This is a genomic window from Nonomuraea maheshkhaliensis, assembly GCF_039529435.1.
Classification (GTDB): Bacteria; Actinomycetota; Actinomycetes; order Streptosporangiales; family Streptosporangiaceae; genus Nonomuraea; species Nonomuraea maheshkhaliensis.
Genome location: NZ_BAAAMU010000006.1, coordinates 17,741 through 40,722, shown reverse-complemented (window position 1 = coordinate 40,722; position 22,982 = coordinate 17,741). Strand labels below are relative to the sequence as shown.

At 70.0% G+C, this 22,982-nt stretch carries 24 protein-coding genes; 11 read left to right on the top strand and 13 right to left on the bottom strand.

Annotated features, from left to right (window positions below):
- Positions 1-11: 11 nt before the first annotated feature.
- The 6 genes from ABFX54_RS06130 to pknB all read left to right on the top strand — a co-directional run bounded on the left by ABFX54_RS06130 (position 12) and on the right by pknB (position 7,991).
- Positions 12-482: an FHA domain-containing protein FhaB/FipA gene (locus tag ABFX54_RS06130; RefSeq protein WP_346102131.1), complete on the top strand. Its 471-nt coding sequence runs from the start codon at positions 12-14 to the stop codon at positions 480-482.
- Positions 479-1,780 carry a Stp1/IreP family PP2C-type Ser/Thr phosphatase gene (locus ABFX54_RS06125; RefSeq protein WP_346102130.1) on the top strand — a complete coding sequence of 434 codons (1,302 nt, stop codon included), beginning with the start codon at positions 479-481 and terminating at the stop codon, positions 1,778-1,780. The genes ABFX54_RS06130 and ABFX54_RS06125 overlap by 4 nt, the downstream gene beginning before the upstream one ends.
- Complete coding sequence (locus tag ABFX54_RS06120; protein WP_346102128.1) at positions 1,781-3,199, top strand: FtsW/RodA/SpoVE family cell cycle protein; 1,419 nt, start codon at positions 1,781-1,783, stop codon at positions 3,197-3,199. It abuts the gene before it with no gap.
- Positions 3,196-4,656, top strand: a complete 1,461-nt coding sequence (locus ABFX54_RS06115; RefSeq protein ID WP_346102126.1) for a peptidoglycan D,D-transpeptidase FtsI family protein — start codon at positions 3,196-3,198, stop codon at positions 4,654-4,656. Before ABFX54_RS06120 ends, ABFX54_RS06115 begins: the two co-directional genes overlap by 4 nt.
- A gap of 21 nt (positions 4,657-4,677) precedes the next feature.
- Complete coding sequence (locus ABFX54_RS06110) at positions 4,678-6,042, top strand: serine/threonine-protein kinase (protein ID WP_346102124.1); 1,365 nt, start codon at positions 4,678-4,680, stop codon at positions 6,040-6,042.
- An 83-nt stretch (positions 6,043-6,125) separates the two neighbouring features.
- The gene (gene pknB / locus ABFX54_RS06105) at positions 6,126-7,991 is read left to right on the top strand and encodes a Stk1 family PASTA domain-containing Ser/Thr kinase (RefSeq protein ID WP_346102123.1); all 1,866 of its coding nucleotides are present in this window, start codon (positions 6,126-6,128) and stop codon (positions 7,989-7,991) included.
- Between the two features lie 242 nt (positions 7,992-8,233).
- On the opposite strand, the gene ABFX54_RS06100 is transcribed toward pknB, so the two are convergent.
- The 3 genes from ABFX54_RS06100 to ABFX54_RS06090 are packed head-to-tail and all read right to left on the bottom strand — an operon-like array spanning position 8,234 to position 9,628.
- Positions 8,234-8,806, bottom strand: a complete 573-nt coding sequence (locus tag ABFX54_RS06100) for an anthranilate synthase component II (RefSeq protein WP_346102121.1) — start codon at positions 8,804-8,806, stop codon at positions 8,234-8,236.
- Positions 8,803-8,961: a hypothetical protein gene (locus tag ABFX54_RS06095; RefSeq protein ID WP_346102119.1), complete on the bottom strand. Its 159-nt coding sequence runs from the start codon at positions 8,959-8,961 to the stop codon at positions 8,803-8,805. Before ABFX54_RS06095 ends, ABFX54_RS06100 begins: the two co-directional genes overlap by 4 nt.
- Position 8,962: 1 nt before the next feature.
- Positions 8,963-9,628: a class E sortase gene (locus ABFX54_RS06090; RefSeq protein WP_346102118.1), complete on the bottom strand. Its 666-nt coding sequence runs from the start codon at positions 9,626-9,628 to the stop codon at positions 8,963-8,965.
- 99 nt (positions 9,629-9,727) lie between these two features.
- Here ABFX54_RS06090 and ABFX54_RS06085 point away from each other — a divergent pair, with 99 nt between their 5' ends.
- The gene (locus tag ABFX54_RS06085; protein ID WP_106247376.1) at positions 9,728-9,973 is read left to right on the top strand and encodes a cell division protein CrgA; all 246 of its coding nucleotides are present in this window, start codon (positions 9,728-9,730) and stop codon (positions 9,971-9,973) included.
- A 34-nt stretch (positions 9,974-10,007) separates the two neighbouring features.
- On the opposite strand, the gene ABFX54_RS06080 is transcribed toward ABFX54_RS06085, so the two are convergent.
- Complete coding sequence (locus tag ABFX54_RS06080; protein WP_346102116.1) at positions 10,008-10,874, bottom strand: rhomboid family intramembrane serine protease; 867 nt, start codon at positions 10,872-10,874, stop codon at positions 10,008-10,010.
- A gap of 100 nt (positions 10,875-10,974) precedes the next feature.
- Positions 10,975-11,511 (bottom strand): peptidylprolyl isomerase, encoded by a 537-nt coding sequence (locus ABFX54_RS06075; protein ID WP_346102115.1) that lies wholly within the window; start codon positions 11,509-11,511, stop codon positions 10,975-10,977.
- Between the two features lie 237 nt (positions 11,512-11,748).
- On the opposite strand from ABFX54_RS06075, the gene ABFX54_RS06070 reads away from it, so the two are divergent.
- On the top strand, positions 11,749-12,171 hold the full coding sequence (locus ABFX54_RS06070) for a hypothetical protein (RefSeq protein ID WP_346102113.1): 423 nt from the start codon (positions 11,749-11,751) through the stop codon (positions 12,169-12,171).
- A gap of 172 nt (positions 12,172-12,343) precedes the next feature.
- Complete coding sequence (locus ABFX54_RS06065) at positions 12,344-13,423, top strand: Rv3169 family protein (protein WP_346102111.1); 1,080 nt, start codon at positions 12,344-12,346, stop codon at positions 13,421-13,423.
- 4 nt (positions 13,424-13,427) lie between these two features.
- On the opposite strand, the gene ABFX54_RS06060 is transcribed toward ABFX54_RS06065, so the two are convergent.
- Complete coding sequence (locus ABFX54_RS06060) at positions 13,428-13,889, bottom strand: hypothetical protein (RefSeq protein ID WP_346102109.1); 462 nt, start codon at positions 13,887-13,889, stop codon at positions 13,428-13,430.
- A gap of 125 nt (positions 13,890-14,014) precedes the next feature.
- On the opposite strand from ABFX54_RS06060, the gene ABFX54_RS06055 reads away from it, so the two are divergent.
- Positions 14,015-14,686, top strand: coding sequence for a response regulator transcription factor (locus ABFX54_RS06055; protein ID WP_346102107.1), 672 nt, complete (start codon positions 14,015-14,017; stop codon positions 14,684-14,686).
- A 59-nt stretch (positions 14,687-14,745) separates the two neighbouring features.
- Positions 14,746-16,236, top strand: a complete 1,491-nt coding sequence (locus ABFX54_RS06050; RefSeq protein WP_346102105.1) for a sensor histidine kinase — start codon at positions 14,746-14,748, stop codon at positions 16,234-16,236.
- Here the strand turns inward: ABFX54_RS06050 and ABFX54_RS06045 are convergent.
- The 7 genes from ABFX54_RS06045 to ABFX54_RS06015 form a co-directional block, all read right to left on the bottom strand.
- A complete protein-coding gene (locus tag ABFX54_RS06045) occupies positions 16,180-17,178 on the bottom strand; it encodes a GNAT family N-acetyltransferase (protein ID WP_346102103.1) in 999 nt (332 codons plus the stop codon). The genes ABFX54_RS06050 and ABFX54_RS06045 overlap by 57 nt on opposite strands.
- A gap of 61 nt (positions 17,179-17,239) precedes the next feature.
- Positions 17,240-17,617, bottom strand: coding sequence for an SgcJ/EcaC family oxidoreductase (locus ABFX54_RS06040; protein ID WP_346102101.1), 378 nt, complete (start codon positions 17,615-17,617; stop codon positions 17,240-17,242).
- Positions 17,618-17,723: 106 nt separating this feature from the next.
- Positions 17,724-18,518 carry an MBL fold metallo-hydrolase gene (locus ABFX54_RS06035; RefSeq protein ID WP_346102099.1) on the bottom strand — a complete coding sequence of 265 codons (795 nt, stop codon included), beginning with the start codon at positions 18,516-18,518 and terminating at the stop codon, positions 17,724-17,726.
- Positions 18,519-18,577: 59 nt separating this feature from the next.
- The gene (locus tag ABFX54_RS06030; protein ID WP_346102097.1) at positions 18,578-19,213 is read right to left on the bottom strand and encodes a response regulator; all 636 of its coding nucleotides are present in this window, start codon (positions 19,211-19,213) and stop codon (positions 18,578-18,580) included.
- A 77-nt stretch (positions 19,214-19,290) separates the two neighbouring features.
- Positions 19,291-20,457: a sensor histidine kinase gene (locus ABFX54_RS06025; RefSeq protein WP_346102096.1), complete on the bottom strand. Its 1,167-nt coding sequence runs from the start codon at positions 20,455-20,457 to the stop codon at positions 19,291-19,293.
- Positions 20,458-20,594: 137 nt separating this feature from the next.
- Entirely contained in the window at positions 20,595-21,047 is a 453-nt protein-coding gene (locus tag ABFX54_RS06020; protein WP_346102094.1) for a hypothetical protein, read from the bottom strand.
- A 35-nt stretch (positions 21,048-21,082) separates the two neighbouring features.
- Positions 21,083-22,882: a flavin-containing monooxygenase gene (locus ABFX54_RS06015; RefSeq protein WP_346102092.1), complete on the bottom strand. Its 1,800-nt coding sequence runs from the start codon at positions 22,880-22,882 to the stop codon at positions 21,083-21,085.
- Positions 22,883-22,982: the final 100 nt, after the last annotated feature.

The window sequence follows — 22,982 nt, the reverse complement described above, 5'->3', positions numbered from 1 at the left end:
ACAGACGGTCCATGTCCGAGCTCACGCTGCTGCTGATCCGGCTCGCATTCCTGGCGGTGCTGTGGTTCTTCGTCATTGCCGCAGTCGGCGTGATCCGGACTGACTTGTTCGGTTCACGCACGGCCACCGCAGGTGCACTCAAAGCCGCGAAACCCGCCAAACCCGTGGCGAAGCCCAAGAGCAAGAAGGGCGAGCCACGCCAGCTCATCGTCACCGGTGGCCCCCTCCAAGGCACCACCATCACTCTCACGGAGACGCCCATCACCATTGGCCGGGCGAATGACGCCACGCTGGTAGTCACCGACGACTACGCTTCCAGCCGGCATGCCCGGCTCTTCCCTCAGGACGGTCAATGGATCGTGGAAGATCTTGGGTCCACCAACGGCACGTATCTCGACCGCTCGAAAGTCACCCGCCCGACCCCGGTGCCGCTCGGTGTTCCGATCCGCGTCGGCAAGACAGTCATTGAATTGCGCAAATGACCATCGCACTCCGCTACGCCGCCCGCTCGGACGTCGGCCTCCTCCGCGAAGGAAACGAGGACTCGGCGTACGCTAGCGGCCGCCTGCTCGCCGTCGCCGACGGCATGGGCGGGCACGCACACGGCGAGGTGGCGAGCTCAGTCGCCATCGCCGCCATGGCCTCTCTTGACGAGGCCCAACAGGGGGGTGACCTGCTCAACGCCATCGAGGCCGCGGTACGCGACGCCAATCGCAAGCTGCACGAGATGGTAGGGCGGGATCCCAGCCTCAAAGGCATGGGCACGACTCTCACGGCCATGCTCTGGCACGGCACCCAGGTCGCTCTGGTCCATGTGGGCGACTCGCGCGCCTATCTGCTGAGACGTGGTGAGCTGTACCAGATCACCCATGACCACACGCTGGTGCAGCAGCTCGTGGACGACGGGCGCATCACGCCGGAAGAGGCGGCCACTCATCCGCAGCGTTCGATCCTGCTGCGCGCTCTCGACGGCAGTGGCGAGGTCGATCCGGACCTCACGCTGCGCGAGGCGCAGATAGGCGATCGTTACCTGCTGTGCTCCGACGGCCTTTCCGGGGTGGTGAGCGCGGAGACGATGCACGCCACGCTCACCAACATCGACGATCCTGAAGAGGTCGTCCGCCAGCTCATCGATCTGGCGAACCGGGGTGGCGGGCCTGACAACATCACCTGCGTTCTGGCCGACGTGCTGGAGATCACCGACGGGCAGCAGGTGCCCGTGGAGGCCGCAGTGGTCGGCGCCGCGGGCATGACCAGGCTGCACGGAAGTCCGCAGGACACTTCGCCGGGGCGACCCGGCGCGGTGACCGCACCCCAGCCGGTGCTCACCGATGACGCGTTCGAGGAGCCGGTCGCCGAGGCGGCGCCCCGGCGCACCCGAAAACGTCGTCGGGTGTGGCCCGTGCTGGTCACCGTGCTCGGTGTAGGCGTCGTCGCGGTGAGCGTCGGCGGTTACTTTGGATATCAGTGGACTCAGGACCAGTTCTTCGTCGGCGCTAGGGGCGACGAGGTGGTCGTGTTCCAGGGGATACAGAAGGAGCTGGGCCCCTTCCCGCTCTTTCACGTCTCCAAGGCCACTGGCAGGAAGATCTCCCAGCTGTCCGAGGCTGACCAGGCACTGATCAAGGGTGGCATCCCCGTCACCACCGAGGCCGAAGGCATCACGAAGATCAACGGTTTGAAGTTCACCGAAGAGCAGAAGGACAACGAGGAACCCCCACCTGAGGCGAGTGAGAGCCCGACTCCCACCGCCTCCGCCACCAAGACGAAACAGCGATAGATGAGCGAAGTCGCCGTCACCCCCGTAGCGATGCCCGCCAAGCGGCGCGTGGCCCAGTTGGCCATGCTCGCCCTGGCGGTTGTGATCATCATGGGCGCCTATGCCAACGTGGGCCTGGCCGTCGACGGCCAGATCCCCGCCGGCATGCTCGCCTACGGGCTCGGGCTCGGCGCCCTGATGCTGGCCGCCTACCTGGTCCTGGCCAAGTTCGCGCCGTGGGCCGATCCGCTGATCCTGCCGCTGGTGACGCTGATCAACGGGCTCGGCCTGGTGATGATCTACCGGTTGGAGGCGGCCAAGATGGGCGGCGCCTCCACCAACAGCCAGATCATGTGGACCGCGCTCGGTGTCGTCATGTTCTCGATCACGCTGGTCGTGCTGCGTGACCATCGCATGCTGCAGCGCCTGACGTACACGGCGGGCGCGGTGGGCCTGGTGCTGCTGGCGATTCCCGCGCTGCTGCCGGCCAGCCTGAGCGAGGTGCAGGGCGCGAAGATCTGGATCAGGATCGGCGGCTTCTCCATCCAGCCGGGCGAGTTCGCCAAGCTGGCGCTGGTGGTCTTCTTCGCCGGTTACCTGGTGGCCAAGCGCGACGTGCTGGCGCTGGCCGGGCGGCGGCTGCTCTTCATCGACCTGCCGCGGGCCAGAGACCTCGGTCCGGTGCTCGCGACGTGGGTGCTGAGCCTGCTGGTCCTGGTGTTCGAGAAGGACCTGGGCACCTCGCTGCTGCTGTTCGGCACGTTCATCGCGATGCTCTACATCGCCACCCAGCGCACCTCGTGGGTGCTGATCGGCATCCTGCTGTTCGTCGGCGGCGCGTTCCTCGCGGGGCAGGTCTTCGACCACGTGGGGGCCCGCTTCGACTCCTGGCTCGACCCGGCGAACGACGTCTACTACGGCAACGCCGACATCTGCCAGACCAGCCCGCCCGGCGACTCGATGTGCGGCAAGAGCTTCCAGATCATGCAGGGGCTCTACGGCTTCGGCGCGGGCGGCATCCTCGGCACGGGGCTCGGCCAGGGGCACCCCTACCTGATCCCGCTGAGCTTCTCCGACTTCATCTTCGCCGCGACCGGCGAGGAGCTGGGTCTGACCGGCCTGATGGCCCTGCTCATGCTCTACGCGCTGCTGGTGCAGCGGGGCCTGCGCACGTCGCTCGCGGCCCGCGACCCGTTCTCGAAGCTGCTGGCGGGCGGCCTGTCGTTCATCCTGGCCTGGCAGGTCTTCATCATCGTCGGCGGCGTGACGAACCTGATCCCCCTGACCGGCCTGGTGACGCCGTTCATGTCGCAGGGCGGCTCGGCGCTGCTGGCTAACTGGATCCTTATCGCGCTCCTGGTACGCATGTCAGACGCGGCGCGCAGGCCCCCGCCCCAGGCGATCCAGAACGAAGGACTGACGCAGGTGTTCCAGCGATGAACCGGACATTGAAGCGCGCGGCCGTGGCCTGTCTGGCCATGTTCGCGCTCCTGATGGTCAACGTGAACATCATCCAGGCCGTGCGTGCGGAGAACCTGCAGAGCGACGCCCGTAACCGGCGCAACTTCTTCGAGCGGTACGCGATCGAGCGGGGCCGCATCACGGCCGGCGGCAAGGTGATCGCCCAGTCGGTCGACACCGGCAACAAGGAGTTCCGCTTCGTCAGGAAATATCCTGACGCGAAGCTCTACGCCCACGTCACCGGCTTCTTCTCCCCCGAGAGCGCCGACGCGATCGAGTCGACCGAGAACAAGCTGCTCGACGGCTCCAGCGCCGACCTGCTGCTGCGGCGGAGCATCGACCTGTTCACGGGCGAGCCCACCAGAGGCGCCAACGTCGATCTGACGATCAACCCGAAGGCGCAGAAGGCGGCCTACGACGCGCTGCGGCAGAGCGGCAAGCGCGGCGCGCTGGTCGCGCTCGACCCGAAGACCGGCGGCATCCTGGCGATGGTCTCCCTGCCCACCTACGACCCCACCGAGCTGTCGGGCACCGACAAGGGCAAGGTGTTCTCCCGCTACGACGAGCTGGCCAAGGCCAAGGACCAGCCGCTGCTCAACCGGACCATCGGCCAGACGTACGCGCCGGGCTCGACGTTCAAGGTGGTGACGACGGCGGCGTACCTGGAGGACGACTCCTCGCGCGGCCCCGACACGACCGTGGAGGCCCCGCAGCGGCTGCCGCTGCCCAACACGAACATCAGCCTGCCCAACTACGGCGGCGCGGCCTGCGGCAGCGGCCAGGTCACCCTGGTCTACGCGCTGGAGAAGTCCTGCAACACGCCGTTCGGCTCGATCGGTATGGAGCTGGGCTACGACAAGATGAAGGAGCAGACCGAGAAGTTCGGCATGGGCGAGCCGATCGCCGTGCCGATGCCGGTGGCCAAGAGCGACTTCGGGCCGAAGGAAGACCAGGCGGCCGTGGCCATGGCCTCCATCGGGCAGCGCAGCAACCGGATGACGCCGCTGCAGATGGCCATGATCGCCGCGGGCATCGCCAACGACGGCACCGTGATGAAGCCGTACCTCGTCAACAAGATCACCGATTCCAAGGGCGACGAGCTCGACGCGGCCGACCCCAAGGAGCTGACCACCGCCGTCAGCTCCGAGACGGCGGGCAAGCTGCGCGACATGATGGTGAGCGTCGTCTCCAACGGCACGGCCAACCTGGCGCAGGTGCCGGGCGTCCAAGTAGCGGGCAAGACGGGCACCGCGGAGACCAGTGACGGAAAGCCTCCGCACGCCTGGTTCATCTCCTTCGCGCCCGCGGAGGACCCGAAGGTGGCTCTGGCCGTCATCGTCGAGTCCGGAGCCGCCTCGGTCGGCGCGGAGGCGACCGGCGGTCACACCGCCGCGCCGATCGCAAAGGCTGTGCTGGAGGCGGTGCTGAACAAGTGAGTGACGGTAACCTGCTGCATCATGCGGCTCCGTAACCGCTATCTGCTGCTCTCCCGCATCGCCACCGGCGGTATGGGAGAGGTCTGGCGTGCCCGCGACGAGCTGCTGGGCCGCGAGGTGGCGGTGAAGATCCTGCGCAGCCACATCTACGCCGACCTCACCTTCCGCGAGCGCTTCCGCAACGAGGCGCGCATCACCGCGGCGCTGGCCGACCCGGGTGTGGCGCAGATCTTCGACTACGGCGAGCAGGACGACCTGGCCTACCTCGTGATGGAGCTGGTGCACGGGGAGCCGCTGTCGGCCATCCTGGCGCGCAACGGCGCCATCGGGCCCGAGGTGACCCTCGACGTCGTGCACCAGACGGCCAAGGCGCTGCACGCGGCGCACTCGGCCGGGATCATCCACCGCGACATCAAGCCTGGCAACCTGCTGGTCACGCCCGAGGGCACGATCAAGGTGACCGACTTCGGCATCGCGCGCGCACTGGAGGCGGCGCCGGTGACGCAGACGGGCACCGTGCTCGGCACGGCCCAGTACGTCAGCCCCGAGCAGGCGCAGGGCTTCGCGCTCACGCCGTCGACCGACCTCTACTCGCTGGGCGTGGTGGCCTACGAGTGCCTGGCGGGGCGCACGCCGTTCCGGGCCGACAGCCAGGTGGCGATCGCGCTGCTGCACCTCAACGAGCAGCCGCCGCCGCTCGGGGTCGACGTGCCGGCGCCGGTGCGTGAGCTGGTCATGTCGCTGCTGGCCAAGGAGCCGGCGCAGCGTCCCGCGACCGCTCTGGAGCTGGCCGACCGCGCCTACGTGCTGCGCGAGTCGCTGGCCAGCGTGGCGCAGGGCGCCGAGCTCAGCATGCTGACCGACCCGGGGGGCTTCCGCGTACGCGAGCCGGCCCCCGAGGACGAGCGGGCGACCGACAACCTCGAACCGGCCGCGACGATGCAGGAGCGTCCTGGCGGCCGCAGGAGGGGCGCCAGGACGCTGGCACTGGTCGCCGCGGCGGGTTGCGCGGCGGCGGTGGGGCTGACGGCGATCTCCTTCGCCAACCGGCAGCCGCCGGCGCCGCCCGAGGTGGCCGAGCCGTCGGCGACGGCACACGTGACGACGAAGGCGCCCTCGCCCCCGCGGGTCAAACCGTCGAAGACGAAACCGCGCACACACCGGCCCACGGTGGTTCCGACGAAGACGCAGAGGCCTATAGCCTCACCTTCGGCTACGGTAAGCAAGACGGCTCCTAGTACCAAGAAGCCGACGCCGAAACCGACCCGGACCACCCCTACCCCTAAGCCCACCCCGACCCCAACGCCCACAGATACACCGACAAGTCCGACACCCACCGCCTCGCCGGACCCGGGTGAAACAAACCCGCCCAAAGAGGAGACGTGATGCGCTACGGGGTCGATGATGGACACCGGCGGCCCCCCGAGCCGGCCGGTACCCAAGATGAACGGTAAGGGACAGTGCAGGAAATGACTCAGCCTCGGCTACTCGGAGGTCGCTACGAGCTCGACGGTGTCGTCGGGCGCGGCGGCATGGCCGAGGTGTATCGCGCCCGAGACATCCGGCTGGACCGCATAGTCGCGATCAAAACCCTCCGCTCCGACCTGGCGCGCGACCACACCTTCCAGGCCCGCTTCCGCCGTGAGGCGCAGTCGGCGGCCTCACTCAACCACCCGGCCGTCGTCGCGGTCTACGACACCGGCGAAGACTCCACCGACGGCACCCCCGTGCCGTACATCGTGATGGAGTACGTCGACGGCCGGACGCTGCGCGACCTGCTGCGCCAGGACCGGCGGCTGCTGCCCGAGCGCGCGGTCGAGCTGGTCGACGGCATCCTGCGTGCCCTCGACTACAGCCACCGCGGCGGCATCGTGCACCGCGACATCAAGCCGGCCAACGTCATGATCACGCGCGCCGGCGACGTCAAGGTGATGGACTTCGGCATCGCGCGCGCCATGGCCGACTCCGCGGCCACGATGACGCAGACGGCCCAGGTGATCGGCACCGCCCAATACCTGTCGCCCGAGCAGGCGCGCGGCGAGCGGGTCGACGCGCGCAGCGACATCTACTCCACCGGCTGCCTGCTGTACGAGCTGCTCACCGGCCAGCCGCCGTTCACCGGCGACTCCCCGGTGGCCATCGCCTACCAGCACGTGCGCGAGGAGCCCATCCCGCCGTCGCAGATCGACCCCGAGATCCCGGCGTGGGCCGACGCGATCGTGCTCAAGGCCATGGCCAAGGACCCGGCGCACCGCTACCAGAACGCCGGCGAGATGCGGGCCGACATCCAGCGCGCGATGTCCGGCATGCCGGTCGACGCCCAGACGATGGCGATGAGCAACTACCAGGGCACGCGGATGATGACCGCGACCCAGACGGCCGGCGGCCCGGCCACGCAGCGCACGGGCGCGATCCCCGACTACCAGTACGACGAGGGCGGTCGTGGCGGCGGCCGGCGCCGGGCGAATAGCGGCGGCGGCAACACCGTGCTCAAGACCGCGTTGTGGATCATCATTCCGCTGCTCATCATCGGCGGCTTCATCACGGTCGGCTACGTGGTGTTCGCCGGCAAGGACTCCCCGTCCGACACGACGGTCACGATTCCGTCGCTCGCCTCCCAAGAGGGCTCCTACGCCAAGGGCGAGCTGGAGAAACTCGGGCTGACCGTCACGGTGGAGCAGAAGTTCAGCTCGGAGGTCGAGAAGGGCGCCGTCATCGCCACGGAGCCGGCCGAGGGCACCAAGGTCGAGAAGGAGTCGGGCGTCAAGCTCATCGTGTCCAAGGGCACGGAGAAGGTGAAGGTCCCCGACGGTCTCATCGGCAAGTCCAAGGAGGACGCCGAGGCGATCCTCACCGAGGCCAAGCTGCGCGCCGTCATCAAGACGAGAAACTCGACCAGGCCACAGAACACGGTCATCGCGACCGACCCGAAGGCCGGAGCCTCGGTCGAGCTCAACGGCACGGTCACGCTCTTCATCCCGAAGGAGCTCGGCGAGGTGCCCAGCGTGATCGGCCTCACCCAGGCCGACGCCACCGCGCAGCTCAAGTCCTCGGGCTTCAAGGTCAAGGTCAACCCGCAGCCCAGCAACGACGTGCCCGAGGGCACGGTCGTGCAGCAGAACCCGGGTGAGGGCGCCAAGTATCCGGCGAACACGACGGTCACGATCGTGGTGTCCACCGGTCCCGAGGAGAGCGCGCCGCCGCCCACCGACGAGGTGCCGACGGACGAGGTCCCGACGGACGAGCAGCCGAGCGACGGTTTCCCGGACCAGGACGAGCCTCCGAGCGACGGTGACACCGGCGACGACGGCCTCGGCGGCGGCCTGAACGGCTGAGGTCCCGCGTACGCGCCAAGGGCCGCTCTTCCCCGACGAGGGGGAGGGCGGCCCTTCGGCCGTGCGGCTGTGCGTGGCATGAAGGCTGTGCCTGGCATGAAAGCCGTGCGCGAGATGGAGGCTGGGTGCGGCGCGAAGGCTGGGTGGCGCCGAAGCCCAGGGCGCACGAAAAAGAGCGCCCCCGCCGCTCGGGGGCAACGGCGGGGACGCTCACTTGTACCTCGCTCCGGGCGAGAGGTTCGTTACACGATTCCGCACAGCCAATTCCGGAGCAGGCGGTGACCGTGCTCCGACAGCACGGACTCGGGGTGGAACTGGATGCCCTCTATCGGGGCCTCACGGTGCCGCAGGCCCATGATGACGCCGTCCTCCGTGCGCGCGGTCACGTCGAGCGCGGCCGGCACCGTGTCGGGCAGCACGGCCAGCGAGTGGTAGCGGGTCATCCGCACGGGTGAGGGCAGCGTCTCGAACACGCCCTGCCCGTCGTGGGCGATGGCGCTGGTCCGGCCGTGGAAGAGCTCGGGGGCGCGGGTCACGGTGGCGCCGTACGCGATGGCGATGGCCTGGTGGCCGAGGCAGACGCCGAGCAGCGGCAGGCGTCTGCCGGCCGCGTGGTGGACGAGGGGGACGCTCACGCCGGCCGCCTCGGGGGTGCCGGGGCCGGGGCTGATCAGCACGCCGTCGAAGCCGTCGGCGTCGTGGACGCGTACGTCGTCGCGTGGGCGCACGTCGCAGTCGGCGCCCAGCTCGCGCAGGTACTGGACGATGGTGTGCACGAAGCTGTCGTGGTTGTCCACGACCAGCACGCGGCTCATTTCTCTACGGTCACCTCGTCCAGCGTCACCACGGGCTCCAGGAGCGGGAACACGACATACCAGAGTACGGCCACCGCCAGACCGGCCAGGACGAGGGCCGTCAGGGCCCGGGTGCGCGGGCGGCCGGGCAGCTTGCGCCAGAGCCAGGCGTACATGTCACTCCTCGCGTGGTTCGCTGTCCTTGAGGACGCCGTAGACGATGAGCCGCTCGGCGGCCGAGTATTCGGGGTGGCAGGTGGACAGCGTGATGAAGGCGCGGATGGGCCGGATGTCGGGCTTGCCGGGCACGGGGGCCAGCACGTCGACCTCGTCGGGCCGCACGATGTCCTGAGAGGTCACGCGGTAGATGTGGCGGGCCTCGCGGGTCTCCACGATGATCTCGTCGTCGCGTTCGAGCTCGTCGATCTCGTTGAACGGCGCCGCGTACGTGGTGCGGTGGCCCGACAGCACGAAGTTGCCGACCTGGCCCGGCATGGCGGTGTCGGGGTAGTGACCAGGACCTTTCCTGAGCTGGTCGGCGCCGACGCCCTCGACCACGGCGTACTGGTAGTCGCGGCCCAGCTTGGGGATGCGCAGCAGCGCGACGGCCTGGCCCGGCTCGACCGGCCGCTCGGGCCTCGGCTGCCCGGCCTTCTTCTCCGCGAGCTGGCGCTGGAGCAGCAGCTGCTGGCTCTCGGTGTAGGCGCCGGTGCCCCAGAGCAGGTAGGCGCAGAACAGCATGAGGATCAGGCCCGCGGTGATGCACATCTCCCCCACGGCCCGCAGCATGGCCCGCATCCGGTCAGCGTATTCGGCGGCGAAGCGGCCCAGGGGGATCGCCATGTCATGCGCGTGGCGACTATCCTGGGGCACGCTTCAACTACGCTTATCGAAGAGCCTGTGGACGATCCGGAAGCCCAGGCCCTCAGCAGGAGTTATCCAGTGCCCAAGTCCAAGGCTCGCAAGAAGGCGGTCTACACCCCGCCGCAGAGATCACAGCAGGTCAAGGTCAGCCCGCGCTGGCTGGCGCCCACGATGGTCGTCGCATGGATCGTCGGCATCCTGTGGATCTCGATCTATTACGTCGCACCGCAGGCGCCCTTCTTCAGCGACCTCCAGAACTGGAACCTGCTGATCGGGTTCGTTTTCATCATCTTCGGTGTGGTGCTTTCCACCCGCTGGCGTTAGTTCTTTCCACAGTCTTTTCCACAGGCTGGGGAAGTCAGACCGCGCCCAGGATGGCCGAGGTCCTGACCACCACGAGCACGGCCAGCACAGCCAGCGCTCCCGCGATCGCCAGCACCTGCCAGAGGGTCCTGTTGTTCTTGGGGGCGTAGGCCAGTGCTCCCGACAGCAGCGCTCCGGTGATCAGGCCGCCGATGTGGCCGGTCCAGCTGATGCCGGCGACCAGGAACGTGATGGCCAGGTTGATCACGATGAGCACGGCGATGCCGCGCACGTCGAGGTTGAGCTTGCGGCCCACCACGAAGACGGCGGCGAAGAGGCCGAAGATCGCGCCGGACGCGCCGACCGTCGGCTGGGTGAGCGGGTCGAGCCAGAGGCCGAGCACCGAGCCGCCGAGCGCGCTGATCAGGTAGAGCGCCGTGTAGCGGACGTGGCCGAAGGCGCGCTCCAGGTAGGGGCCGACGACGTAGAGGGCCCAGCAGTTGAACAGGATGTGGAAGACGCCGCCGTGCACGAAGGCCGCGGTGATCAGCCGGTAGTACTGGTCGTAGACGGCCACGCCGGCGGGCCACATGGCCAGCTCGGCCGTGACCTGGTCGCCGGTCAGGTATTGGGCGCCGAAGACCAGGACATTCAGCGCGAGGATGGCGTACGTGACGATCGGCGTGCGCACGACGTTGCCGCCGAAGGTGGACCTGGCCTGGCGCAGACCCTTGTTGCCCTCGGCCACGCACTCGGGGCACTGGAAGCCGACCGCGGCGTCGCGCATGCAGTCGGGACAGATCGGACGCTCACATCGCTGGCAGCGTACCCACGTCTCCTTGTCGGGGTGTCGGTAGCACGTGGGCACCGCCTGCTCGGGCTGCTCGGGCTGCGGGGGCGGGCTGGGCGGCTGGCTGGTCATGACCGAAGCCTAAGGCTTGCCGAAGCGTGCCGCGCGGGCCCGGAAGGGCAGCGCGGACTCCCCCGGCTCAGGCGAGCCGGGGGTCCGCGATCGGGACAGGTCAGGCAGGAACCTGCTCGATGGTGACCGACTCGACGACGACGTCCTCGGCCGGGCGGTCGCGGTGGTCGGTGCGGGTCTTGGCGATGGCGTCGACCACGTCCTGACCCTCGATGACCTCACCGAAGATCGAGTGCTTGCCGTTGAGATGCGGCGTCGGCACGACCGTGATGAAGAACTGCGAGCCGTTGGTGCCCTTGCCGCCGCGGACTCCTGCGTTGGCCATGGCCAGCAGGTAAGGGCGGTTGAAGTAGAGATCCGGGTGGATCTCGTCGTCGAACTCGTAGCCCGGGCCGCCGATGCCCTGGCCGAGCGGGTCTCCGCCCTGGATCATGAAACCGGAGATGACCCGGTGGAAGATCGTGCCGTCGTAGTAGCGGCCGGTGCTCTTCTCACCGGTGCCCGGGTGGGTCCACTCGCGCTGGCCTTCGGCCAGTTCCACGAAGTTTCGCACCGTTTTCGGGGCCTTGGTGGGGAAGAGTTCTACCTTGATATTGCCGCGATTGGTCTTCAGATTTGCGATCAGCTTCTCAGCCACGAGACAGCTGCCCCCCTCTATGTACAGGGTTGGTTTTGTGGTGTTTTGACATTTATGGCCGTCTGGCCTTCTGAGCCATCCTCCCATGGACGGCCATGATTGAGCCGCCTTGTCCAGGGAAGGTCAGGCTCGGGGCCCCGATAGACAGGGGAGGTTGTCGTGTCCCTGACAATGAGAAGACGCCGCGTGGTCATAGAGGTTCCCGCCACGTGGATGGGCCGAATGAAGGCTCAGGCCGTGCGAACCGGCCACCGGATGCAGCCCATGGCGGACCAGGCCAAGGTGGTCGCCGCCCAGCGCATCGAAGACGCCCGATACTGGGCGGCGCCGCGGCTGGAGTCCGCGGCGCACGGATTCGAGGACCAGGTCGCGCCCAGGGTCAGCGAGATGCTGACCACCGCGGCCAGGAAGATCGACCCCACGCCGTCGCGGTCGCGGCGCTGGCCGATGCTCGTGTTGCTCACCGGTCTCGCGGTGGGGGCGATCGGTTACACGTTCTACCGCCGCAACGCACAGCAGTGGACCGAGCACATGAAGGACTCCGCCTCCGATGCCTCACGATGGGTCAATGAGAAGGCGGAGCAGACTTCCGAGTCCACGGACCGGATGGCGACCGACGTGTCGAACAAGGCGGACGAGACGTCTCGCAAGATGTCCTGATCTCGCTGGAAGCGCGCCCCCGAATGCGAGCGGGGGCGCGCTTCCGTCGTTGCAGGGGACGTCTCCGTCGTCGGTCTCGCTGCCGGCCGGGGCCCTTCCGCCGCTCGCGGCGGCGCTTCCGGTCGCGTACGGGAGCGTTGACGTACGACCAAGCGCTTGCTACAACCCCGCTATGGCGCTGTCACCCCTCGACGACTTCCCGGTGCACCAGGCGGCCCAGGTCATGCGGCACGTGACCACCGGCGACCGCAACTTCTACGACCGCTACTACTTCAACTGCCACGCCGCCTCCGACGAGCTGATGCTGATCGTGGGACTCGGCCAGTACCCCAACCTGGGCGTCACCGACGCCTTCGCCTGCCTGCGCACCCGCGACCTGCACCGCGTCGTCCGGGCCTCGCGTGAGCTGGGCGCCGACCGGATGGACACGAGCGTCGGCCCCTTCCGCGTCGAGGTGATCGAAGGGCTCAAGCGGCTCAGGGTGATCCTGGAGCCGAACGAGCACGGCCTGTCCTTCGACCTCACCTGGGAAGGGACGATCCCGGCCGTGCTGGAGCCCCGGCACTTCCTGCGCTGGCAGGAGCGGGTCGTCTTCGACTCCGTACGCATGGCGCAGACCGGCCGCTGGTCCGGACACATCAGGATCGGCGAGGACGAGGAGATCCCGGTCACCTCCGACCGCTGGATGGGCACCAGGGACCGGAGCTGGGGCATCAGGCCCGTCGGCGAACCCGAGCCGCCCGGCATCCAGGCCAAGAACTCCGGCACGTTCTACTGGCTCTACACGCCGATGCGCTTCGACGACCACGCCATCCTCTGCATCATCCAGGAGGACGAGCGGGGGCGCCGGCTGCTGGAGGAGGCCGTACGCGTCTGGTCCGACGGACGCGAGGAGGAATACCTCGGCAGGCCGGAGTACCGTCCGGTCTACGCCCCCGGCACCCGCGACGTCGTCGAGGCCACGATCACGTTCGCGCCGCCCGGCGGCAAGCCGTTCGACGTGCGCTGCACGCCGCTGCTCCCCGTCCACCTCATGGTCGGCACCGGCTACGGGCTTGAGCAGGAGTGGCGCCACGGGATGTACCAGGGGCCCGAGTCCGTCGTGCAGGGCGTGACGCATCGGCTGCCCGACGACGCGGCCAGGATGTGGGGCCTGGTCGACGCCGTCGGGCGCTTCGAGTACGACGGCCTGGTCGGTCACGGACTCTACGAGTACTGGGCCCTGGGGCCACACCCGTCGTTCACGGACTGAGCCGTTATTCGGCCTTCTTGCAGTGGATCGAGACGGTCTTGGCCACACCGTCCTTCGGCGGCTGACCCGCCTCGGTGCGGCTCGGCTCGGCCGGCTCGGCCGCCACGGCGTGGCCCGCCTTCGCCTCGACCGGGAGCACGGCGCCCTTCTCCGGGACCTCACCCGGCGCGAGCTTCCTGGCCTCGACGACCATCCGCGGCTCGCCCTCGGCCGCGTCGCTCAGCTCCGACACCCGCAAGGCCACCCCATCGGCTCCGGCGGCCACCGCCTTGCCATCGGGTACGGCCAGGACGCCCTTGGCCGGCAGCGCCGGCGTGAGCTCGATGGTCTTGCCGTCGCTCGTCGTGCAGACCACCTTCGAGCCGGCCGTGGGCGCGGGGGTCTGGTCGGCCATCGCGGATCCGGCCACACCGGTGATGGCGAGCACGGCAACCGCACCGAGCACCGCGAGACGTCTCTTGAACATGAGGGCTCCTCACTGGGAATCGATCGAACGCCTCCGAGACTGACCCGCCGTACCTGAAGTGATCCTGAAGAGCGCTCAAATGATCTTCAGCTTGGCTTTAGGTCCTGTGCGGCACTCTGGACGACGTGCGAGTGTTACTGGTGGAGGACGAGGAGCGGCTGGCCGACCTGGTCAAGGGCGGGCTGGCGGGCGAGGGCTTCGCGGTCGACGTGGCCCACGACGGGCGCGACGGGCTGTGGATGGCCACCGAGAACACCTACGACGTGATCGTCCTGGACGTGATGCTGCCCCGGATGAACGGCTACGCCGTCTGCTCCAAGCTGCGCGAGGCGGGCGACTGGACGCCGATCATGATGCTCACGGCCAAGGACGGCATCTACGACGAGGCAGAGGCGCTCGACAACGGGGCCGACGACTACCTGGCCAAGCCGTTCTCGTACGTGGTGCTGCTGGCCAGGCTGCGCGCGCTGGTCCGGCGGGGCGGGCGCGAGCGGCCGGTGTCGATCAGCGTCGGCGACCTCGTGATCGATCCGGCCGGGCTGCGCTGCCGCAGGGGCGAGGTGCAGATCGGGCTGACGCCGAAGGAGTTCGCGGTGCTGCACGCGCTCGCGCGCCGGCCCGGTGAGGTGGTCTCCAAGAGCGAACTGCTCTCCCAGGCGTGGGACTTCTCCTACGACGGAGATCCGAACATCGTCGAGGTCTACATCAGCGCTCTGCGGCGGAAGATCGACGTGCCGTTCGGCAGGGCGACTCTCATGACGGTCCGCGGGGCCGGCTACCGGCTGGAGGCGGCATGAGCGCGGCTCGGCGGTTCACCTGGCGCTCACCGCTCCGGTTGGTCACCTGGCCTGCCTGGATGCGACGGGAGCGGCCGGCGGGCGGGCCGGCGAGTGGATCGGCGGGCGGGCCGGCGGGTGGGTTCTCGTCGGTGCGATTGCGGGCGACCGTCGCGGCCACGCTGGTCGTGGCGCTCGCCCTGGGAGTGGCGGCCCTGGTGCTGATCACGGCGCTGCGCGGCACGCTGGAGAGCAGCGCCGACGCCGCGGCGGCCAGGAAGGTCTCGGCGGTGCTGCCGTACGCGGACACGATCCAGCTCTACTCCGCGGAGGCACCGCCCGGCGGGATCTTCGAGCGGACCACCGAACCGACCGACGGGCCGGCCGACGAGCGGACCGAGGAGCGGACCGAGGAGCGGACCGAGGAGCGGACCGAGGAGCGGACCGAGGAGCCCTTGAGCCCGCCCGCCAGGACACAGCCCGCGGAGGCGGGGATGACCGCTCCGATCAGGGTCTACCAGGCGTATCCGAAGGACGGCACGGTGGCGCGGATCGCCGACCCAGACGTCCTGCTGACCAAGCAGGCCGACGCGGCGAAGGGCTGGGCGAAGCCCGGCCAGTACGCCGTCGCCAGGGCCCAGGTGGCCACCGCCGCAGGCCCCGCCGTGGTGCTCGGCCGGGCCTCGCTGGAGGGCGCGGAGGAGGCGCTGAACACGCTGTACGGTGCGCTGCTGCCCGGCGTGCCCGCGCTGCTGCTGGTGGTGGCCGGCATGACCTGGTTCTCGGTGGGCCGCGCACTCGACCCCGTGGCCGCGATCAGGGCCAAGGTGGCCGACATCACGGCCCGCGACCTGCACCAGCGGGTGCCCGTACCGAGCTCGAAGGACGAGATCGCGGCGCTGGCGACCACCGTGAACGGCACCCTCGACCGGCTGGAGACGGCCGTGGAGCGGCACAAGCGCTTCGTCGCCGACGCCGCGCACGAGCTGCGCAGCCCCATCGCGACCCTGCGGGCCCGGCTGGAGCTGGCCGAGTCGAGCGAGCTGACCGTGGAGGCCCTGGCCGACGTCGAACGCCTGCAGTCGCTGGCCGCCGACCTCCTCATGCTGGCCAAGCTGGACGCGGGAGAGCCGCTGCGGGCCGCCGAGCTGGACCTGGGCCAGGTGGCGGCGGAGGCGTCGCTGCGGGCCAGGCGGCGGCCGGAGGTGCGGGTCGAGCTGGACGTCGAGCCCGACGTGGTGATGCGGGGGTCGAGCGCGCATCTCGACCGCCTGGTGACGAACCTGGCCGACAACGCCGTACGGCACGCGGCCTCGACCGTACGGGTGCGCGTGGCCGCCGAGGCGGGCCAGGCGGTGCTGGAGGTGTGCGACGACGGCCCGGGGATCCCGCCGGAGCACCGGGAGGCGGTGTTCGACCGCTTCACCCGGCTGGACGAGGCGCGGGCCAGGGACGCGGGCGGCGCGGGGCTCGGGCTGCCGATCGCGCGGGACATCGCGCTCCTGCACGAGGGCTCACTCGTGTACGCCGGCTCCGGCTTCGTCGCGCGCTTCCCCCTGTACGACGGGTAGCGCGTAGGTGATGTGCCGCCTGGTGATCGCGAACCCGGCGCGCGCGTAGACGCCGACGGCCCCCGTGGGGTTGTCGACGTCGACGCCCAGCCCGGCGCTGTGGTAGCCCTGACGGGAGAGGACGGCCAGGGCGTGCGCCATCAGCGCGCCCGCCACGCCCTTGCCGCGCCACTCCTTGAGCGTGCCGACGATCTGGATCCACGCCTGGCGCTCCTCGCGGCGGGCGTTCTGGGCCTCGAAGACGTGCGTGATCAGCACGCCCACGGCCCGGTCACCGGCCAGCGCCAGGAACGACGACTTCGGCCGGAAGTTCACGGAGCCGGTGATCTGGCTCCTCCAGCTCTCCGGCGTGTGCGCCACGTAGCCCCAGTGGTCGCGGAACGACTCGTCGCGCACGCGGCGGGCCCCGTCGTCCAGCTCGGGCGTCCAGGTGGCGAGGCGCACGCCCTCCGGGGTCCTGAGCGCGGGCAGCTCGCCCGGCAGGCGGCGTTCCATGTCGGCGAAGGTGCGGGCGGCGGCGAACCCGGTCCGCTCGGCCAGCGCCCGCAGGCCGTCGTTGTCGCTGTGGGCGAGGAGATGGAGCTCCGCGTCCGCGCCGGGGAACGCCCTGGCGCTCAGCCCCGGCGCCGTACGGACGGCCCAGTCCACGATCCGGCGGCCGAGCCCTCGCCCGCGGTAGGCGGGGTGCACCCCGCCGGAGAAGCGCAGATAGTGCTTTCCGCCCTCGGCGGACTGCCGGACCGGCAGGTAGCCGAACGCCACGATCCGGTCGCCGTCCCTGGCCGCGATCGTGCCCTCGGCCAGGTCGATCAGCGGGTGGGCGAGTCGCTCTGCGGCCTCGTCCACGCCGTGCGGCTCGCCGGTCCTGTCCGCGGCCTCCACCGCGGCGTAGAGCTCGGCCAGCCTCCCGGCGTCCCCTGGTTCCAGCGATCCCCACCTCATGCCGGGCAGCCTAGGCGAGCCGGGCGGAACATCCCAACCGATCATCGATGCGGACGAGCGCTCATGGCCGGCTCACCCGCGTGTTCTGGAAGGAGGCGAAGCGCCAGCCCTCGGGGGTGCGCAGGGCGGTCAGCGTGATGACGGAGGCTCGGCTGGGGTCCGGCTCGCCGTTCACGGTGGAGGCGCCGCCGATGACGAGCACGGCGACGTCGTCGGTGAGTTGCCTGACCTGCGGCTCCTGGCCGCTGTCCGCGAGCTTGATCGGGGTCTCGAACAGTTTCCTGTGCACTTCCTCGATGGCCTCGCGGCCCTTCAGGCGCAGCCCGAAGTAGGTGATGTAGTCGGCGTCCCCGGTGAACAGGCCGGCGTAGCCCGCGGCGTCCCCGGCGTTCCAGGTCTCGGTCATGCGCTCGGTCAGTCGGATGATCTCGGCGGACATGTCATGGCTCCTTCTGCCGCGGCGCAGCCTGTGAGACCGCGCCAGGTCGTCAGGGCATGACGCTATAGCGCTACAATCTATATTGCAAGATGCACTATTGAGGGTGTCACGCGTCCAGTTGCATGAAGGCGCGCTCGATGACCTGCCTGGTGACGTCCTCCGGATAGGGGAAGAGCTTGATCAGGTCGCGCAGCCCCTCCACGTGGGCCCGCTTGGCCAGCTCGGCCACCTGCACCAGCTCGTCGTGCTGCGCCTGCGCGAACGCCCGGTCCACCACCGCGCCGTGCCCCGGCACGATCACCGGCTCGGGCATCTCCGCCAGCATCGCGGCCGTCGTCGCGGGCCAGTCCAGCGGGTACGAGTCGCTGAACGCCGGCGGCGCCCCCTCCTCCACCAGGTCCCCGGCGAACACCACGCCCGCGTCCGGCACCTGCGCCACGATGTCGTTGCTGCTGTGCCCGAGCCCGAAGTGCCGCAGATGCACGATGCGCCCGCCGATGTCGAGGCTGGCCGCGGCCGTGAACGTGTGGTCGGGCGGAACGATCGTGACCTCCTCCATCTCCTCGCGCCGCTCGGGGTGATGCTTGATCACGCCGGCCCGGCTCTCCTCGCCGTACCGCTCGATCTCCTCGGCGCACCTGGCGTGGCCCCAGATCTCGGCGGGACGGAAGAGCGCGTTGCCGAAGTAGTGGTCGAAGTGGGAGTGGCTGTTGACGACCGTCCACGGGGCGGCGGTGATCCGCCTGACCGCCTCGACCAGATCCGCCGCCTCCTGGTGGGAGCTGCGCGTGTCGAGCACCAGGCAGTGCCCGTCGCCCACGATCAGCCCCGTGTTCAGGTCGAACGACCGATGACGCCGGACGTATACCCGGTCGCCGACCTCATGCCATTGCTCGTTCATGCCAAGGAACCCTACTTTTAGCCGCGGTGAATGGCATATGCCTTGGGGACCTACCCGCGTCAGCCGCGCAGGTACGCCAGCACGGCCAGCACTCGCCGGTGCCCGTCGGCGGCGGGCGGGAGGTCGAGCTTGGCGAAGATGCCGGCGATGTGCTTGGCCACGGCCGCCTCGGTGACGTAGAGCTCCTTGGCGATCGAGGCGTTGGACCGGCCCTCGGCGATCAGGCCGAGCACCTCGTGCTCGCGCGGGGTCAGCCGGGCCAGCGGGTCGCGCCGCCGCCGCAGGAGCTGGCGCACCACCTCGGGGTCCACCACCGTGCCGCCCGCGGCCACCCGGTCGAGGGCCTCGACGAACTCGCGTACGTCGCCGATGCGGTCTTTCAGCAGGTAACCGATGCCCGCTCCCGTTTCGAGCAGTTCGCCGGCGTACGTCTGCTCGACGTACTGGCTGAGCACCAGCACCGCCAGCCCCGGATCCCGCCGGCGCAGCTCCAGCGCGGCCCGCAGCCCTTCGTCGGCGAAGCCGGGCGGCATCCGCACGTCGGTCACCACCACGTCGGGGCGGTGTGCGGCGACGGCCTCGATCAGGTCGGGGGCGTCGCCGACGGCGGCGGCGACGGTGTGGCCGAAGCGTTCGAGCAGCCCGGCCAGGCCCTCGCGGAGCAGGACGGCGTCCTCGGCGATCACCACGCGCACGTGCTCTTCCTTCCATCGCGGTCTGCGGGTTCGCGCTCACGGACATGGGTTCGGGCTCGTGGCACGGGCTCGCGCGCTCATGGGCAGGGGATCTCCGCGCGGACCAGGGTCGGGCCGCCGGGCGGGCTCGACAGGGACAGTCTCCCGCCCACCACCGCCAGCCGGTCCGCCAGCCCGGTCAGCCCCGTCCCCTTCGCCTGATCGGCGCCGCCGACGCCGTCGTCGCGTACCTCGACGACCAGCGTGCCCGCCTCGATCCCTCCGGTGACGTGGCCTCTGGTGGCTCGGCCGTGCCTGGCCAGGTTCGTCAGGGCCTCGCTGACGACGTAGTACGCGGTCACCTCGACCGGCGCGGGCAGCCGGCCCGGCAGGGAGACGTCCACGTCCACGGGCACCGGCGAGCGCCCCGCCACATCGTGCACCGCCGCCGCCAGCCCCCGGTCGGTGAGCACCCGGGAGTGCACGCCCCTGATCAGCTCGCGCAGCTCGGCCAGCGCCTGCTTGGCCTCGGCCTGGGCCACCCCGATCCGCCGGGCCGCCTCTGAGTCCTCGGGCAGGTCCAGCCCGGCCATCCCGAGCGTCATGGCCAGGGCGACCAGCCGTTGCTGCGCGCCGTCGTGCAGGTCCCGCTCGATCCTGCGGCGTTCCGTCTCGTACGCGTCCACCAGCCGCGCCCGCGACCGCAGCACCTCGTTCAGCTCGGAGCCCTGCGGCGCCAGCACCGCACGCACCATGGCGCCTCTCGCCCCGGCCCAGGCGGTGATCGTGTACGCGGCCACAGGCAGCAGCAGGACACCCGCGACGAACGCCAGCACCCCGGCGACCGGCGTCGCCTCCGGCTGGACGAACCAGGTGAGCGCCACGACCAGCGGACCGCCGACCGTGACCGCCAGCATGACCAGGTCGATCCACCACAGCGTGAGCAGGGTCATGACGACCAGCCCGGCCTCCCGCCCGTGTCGGCCCTGGATCACCGGCAGGGGGACGGCGTCCACCAGGCGCAGCCGGGCGCGTTCGAAGGGGGCGACGATCGGGACCGACGCGACCAGGGCGGCCAGGCCCGTCACGACCCCCAGGGCCGGGGTGACCAGCGTGCCGCCGTAGGCCGCCGCGGCGACGAGCCCGGCGGGCGCCCCTGGGACGGCTCCGGCCACCAGGTACGCCGCGCCGCGCCACGGCCAGGCGGAGGCCAGGAACGGGAGGGGGCGCCGTGTGAGGGCTTCGAGCGCGGTCCTGTTGAGCACCTTGTGACCGTATCCGCTGGTGGGAGGGCGGACAGTAGTGCTGGGTAGAGCATTTTCGCCCACCCGAGCCCGCTTCCGGCACCCCCGCCGGCACGCCCGATCGTCGGGTCCGATCACCGGAGCCGGGCCGCGTGTCGTCAGGCGGTCACGGTGCCCCGGCGTCCGTACCGGTCCGCCACGGCGTCGAACAGCTCCACCGCGCGCCCCAGATCCCCGACCTCCGCCGCCGGCTGCCCGAGCTGCGGGTCGAAGCACTCGAACCCCGACTCGCCCGCCACCACGGCCGCCACCTCGTACAGCAGCCCGACCACCCGGCGGGCCTCCTCGCCATGGGTCCGGTAGGGCACGCTCATCTCCCAGCCGCCCTCCCAGTGATTGACCGAGATGCCGGTGTCCTCGTGATCGAGCTCCCAGTTCGGCGGGTACTCGACGATGCGCACCTCGCCCAGCAGCTCGCGGGTGCGGCCGACGATGTTCTCCCACGCCGCAAGGTCGGGCCGCAGCGGCTCCGCCCGCGCGTCGTCGGCCTCCAGCGCCTCGTCCCAAGACTGGCCGGGGGCGCGGCGGGTGAAGTAAAGGTCGTAGCTCATGGGGGACGAAGGTACTAGGTGCCGGATCTTGGTGGTTACGTGCGGAACGTCAGGCCCTCGAACGCACCCGACGTCCGCCATCGGTCGATGTAGGCGAAGTACGCCACCGCCCCGTGTGGATGGCCGACGTTGAGCCGGTCCTTCATGCCGAGGTCCCGGCCTTCGTTGTTGTAGTAGCCCGGGGTGCAGTCGGGGGAGCCGAGCATGCGGCCGGCGCCGGACAGCAGCAGCTCGACCCAGCCCTGCTCGGCCTCCGCCGACGCCTCGACCTGGGCGTACCCGTGCTCGACCGCGTGTTTGACGGTCGCGGCGATGGTCCTGCCCGCCTCTGTCAGGTTGTGCGGGATGTTGGAGATGAGGTTGGCGCCCTGCGTCGGCTGCACGAGGAAGGCGTTCGGGAAACCGTGCACGTGGATGCCGTGCAGCGTGCGCATGCCCCGCTCCCAGTGCTGCGACAGCCGGACCCCGTCGCGCCCGGTCAGGTCGTAGCCGGCGCGGCGGGTGTAGTCGGTGCCGACCTCGAAGCCGGAGGCGTAGATCACGCAGTCGACCTCGTACTCCCTCCCCGCCGCCAGCACGCCTTTCCCGGTGATCCGCGTCACGCCCTTGCCGTCGGTGTCCACGAGGTGGGTGCCGGGCACGTTGAACGCCTGCAGATATTCGTCGTGGAAGCAGGGCCGCTTGCAGAGCTGGCGGTACCACGCCTTCAGCCGCCGCGCGGTCTCCGGGTCACGCACGATGCTGTCGACGCGGGCGCGGATCTCCTCCATCTTCTCGAAGTCGGAGTCCTCGAACGCGGCCAGCATGCTCTCCTGGGTGAGCTCACTTCGCGGGATGGCGCTGACCTTGGAGCGGTAGCGGCGGGCGATGTCGGTCCAGCCGTCCATCACCAGGTCCTCGTCGGCCGCGCCGCCGGTCTGGTTCGCGGTGAAGTTCTCCAGCCAGCGCTGCTGCCAGCCGGGCGTGGCGATCGTGGCGAACCAGCCGGGGTCGGTCGGCCGGTTGTCGCGTACGTCCACAGAGGAGGGCGTGCGCTGGAAGACGTACAGCTCGGCGCAGGCCCGCGCCAGGTGCGGGACGCACTGCACGGCCGTGGCACCGGTGCCGATGACGGCCACCCGCTTGTCCGCCAGCCGGTCCATGGGCGCGCCCGAGGGGTCGCCGCCGGTGTAGTCGTAGTCCCAGCGGCTGGTGTGGAACGAGTGGCCGCCGAACTCCTCGATCCCCCGGATCCCGGGCAGTTTCGGCACGTGCAGCGGGCCGATGCCCATGGCGACGAACTGGGCGGTGAACGCGTCGCCCCTGTTGGTTCTGATGGTCCAGCGGGAGCGGGCCCCGTCCCAGGTCAGGTCCAGGACCTCGGTGTGGAACAGGGCGTTGTCGTACAGGCCGAAGTGTTTGCCGATGCGGCGGCAGTGTTCGAGGATCTCGGGGGCGTGCGCGTACTTCTCGGTCGGCATGTGGCCGGTCTCTTCGAGCAGCGGCATGTAGACGAACGACGCCGTGTCGCACTGGGCGCCGGGGTAGCGGTTCCAGTACCAGGTGCCGCCGAAGTCGCCGCCCTTCTCGACGATGCGCACGTCGTCGATACCGGCCTCCTTCAGCCTGGCTCCGGTGACGAGCCCGGCGAAGCCGCCGCCGATGAAGGCGACGGTCACGTGGTCGGTCTTGGGGTCGCGCTCGGTCATCGGGGTGTACGGGTCGTCGAGGTAGTGGGCGAAGCGGCCGGTGAGGCGGAGGTACTGGTCGTTGCCGTCCGGCCGGAGCCGCTTGTCGCGCTCTTCGCGGTATTTGCGGCGAAGGGCGTCCCTGTCGATGGCCGGGCGCTCTGTCATGCATCCCTCCGGAGGCGGGGACGGGGCGACAACAATTCCAGAATGTCATTCGGAAATGGCCTCCGACAAGCTCCGCGCCCCGATTGCCGCAGCCGGCCGT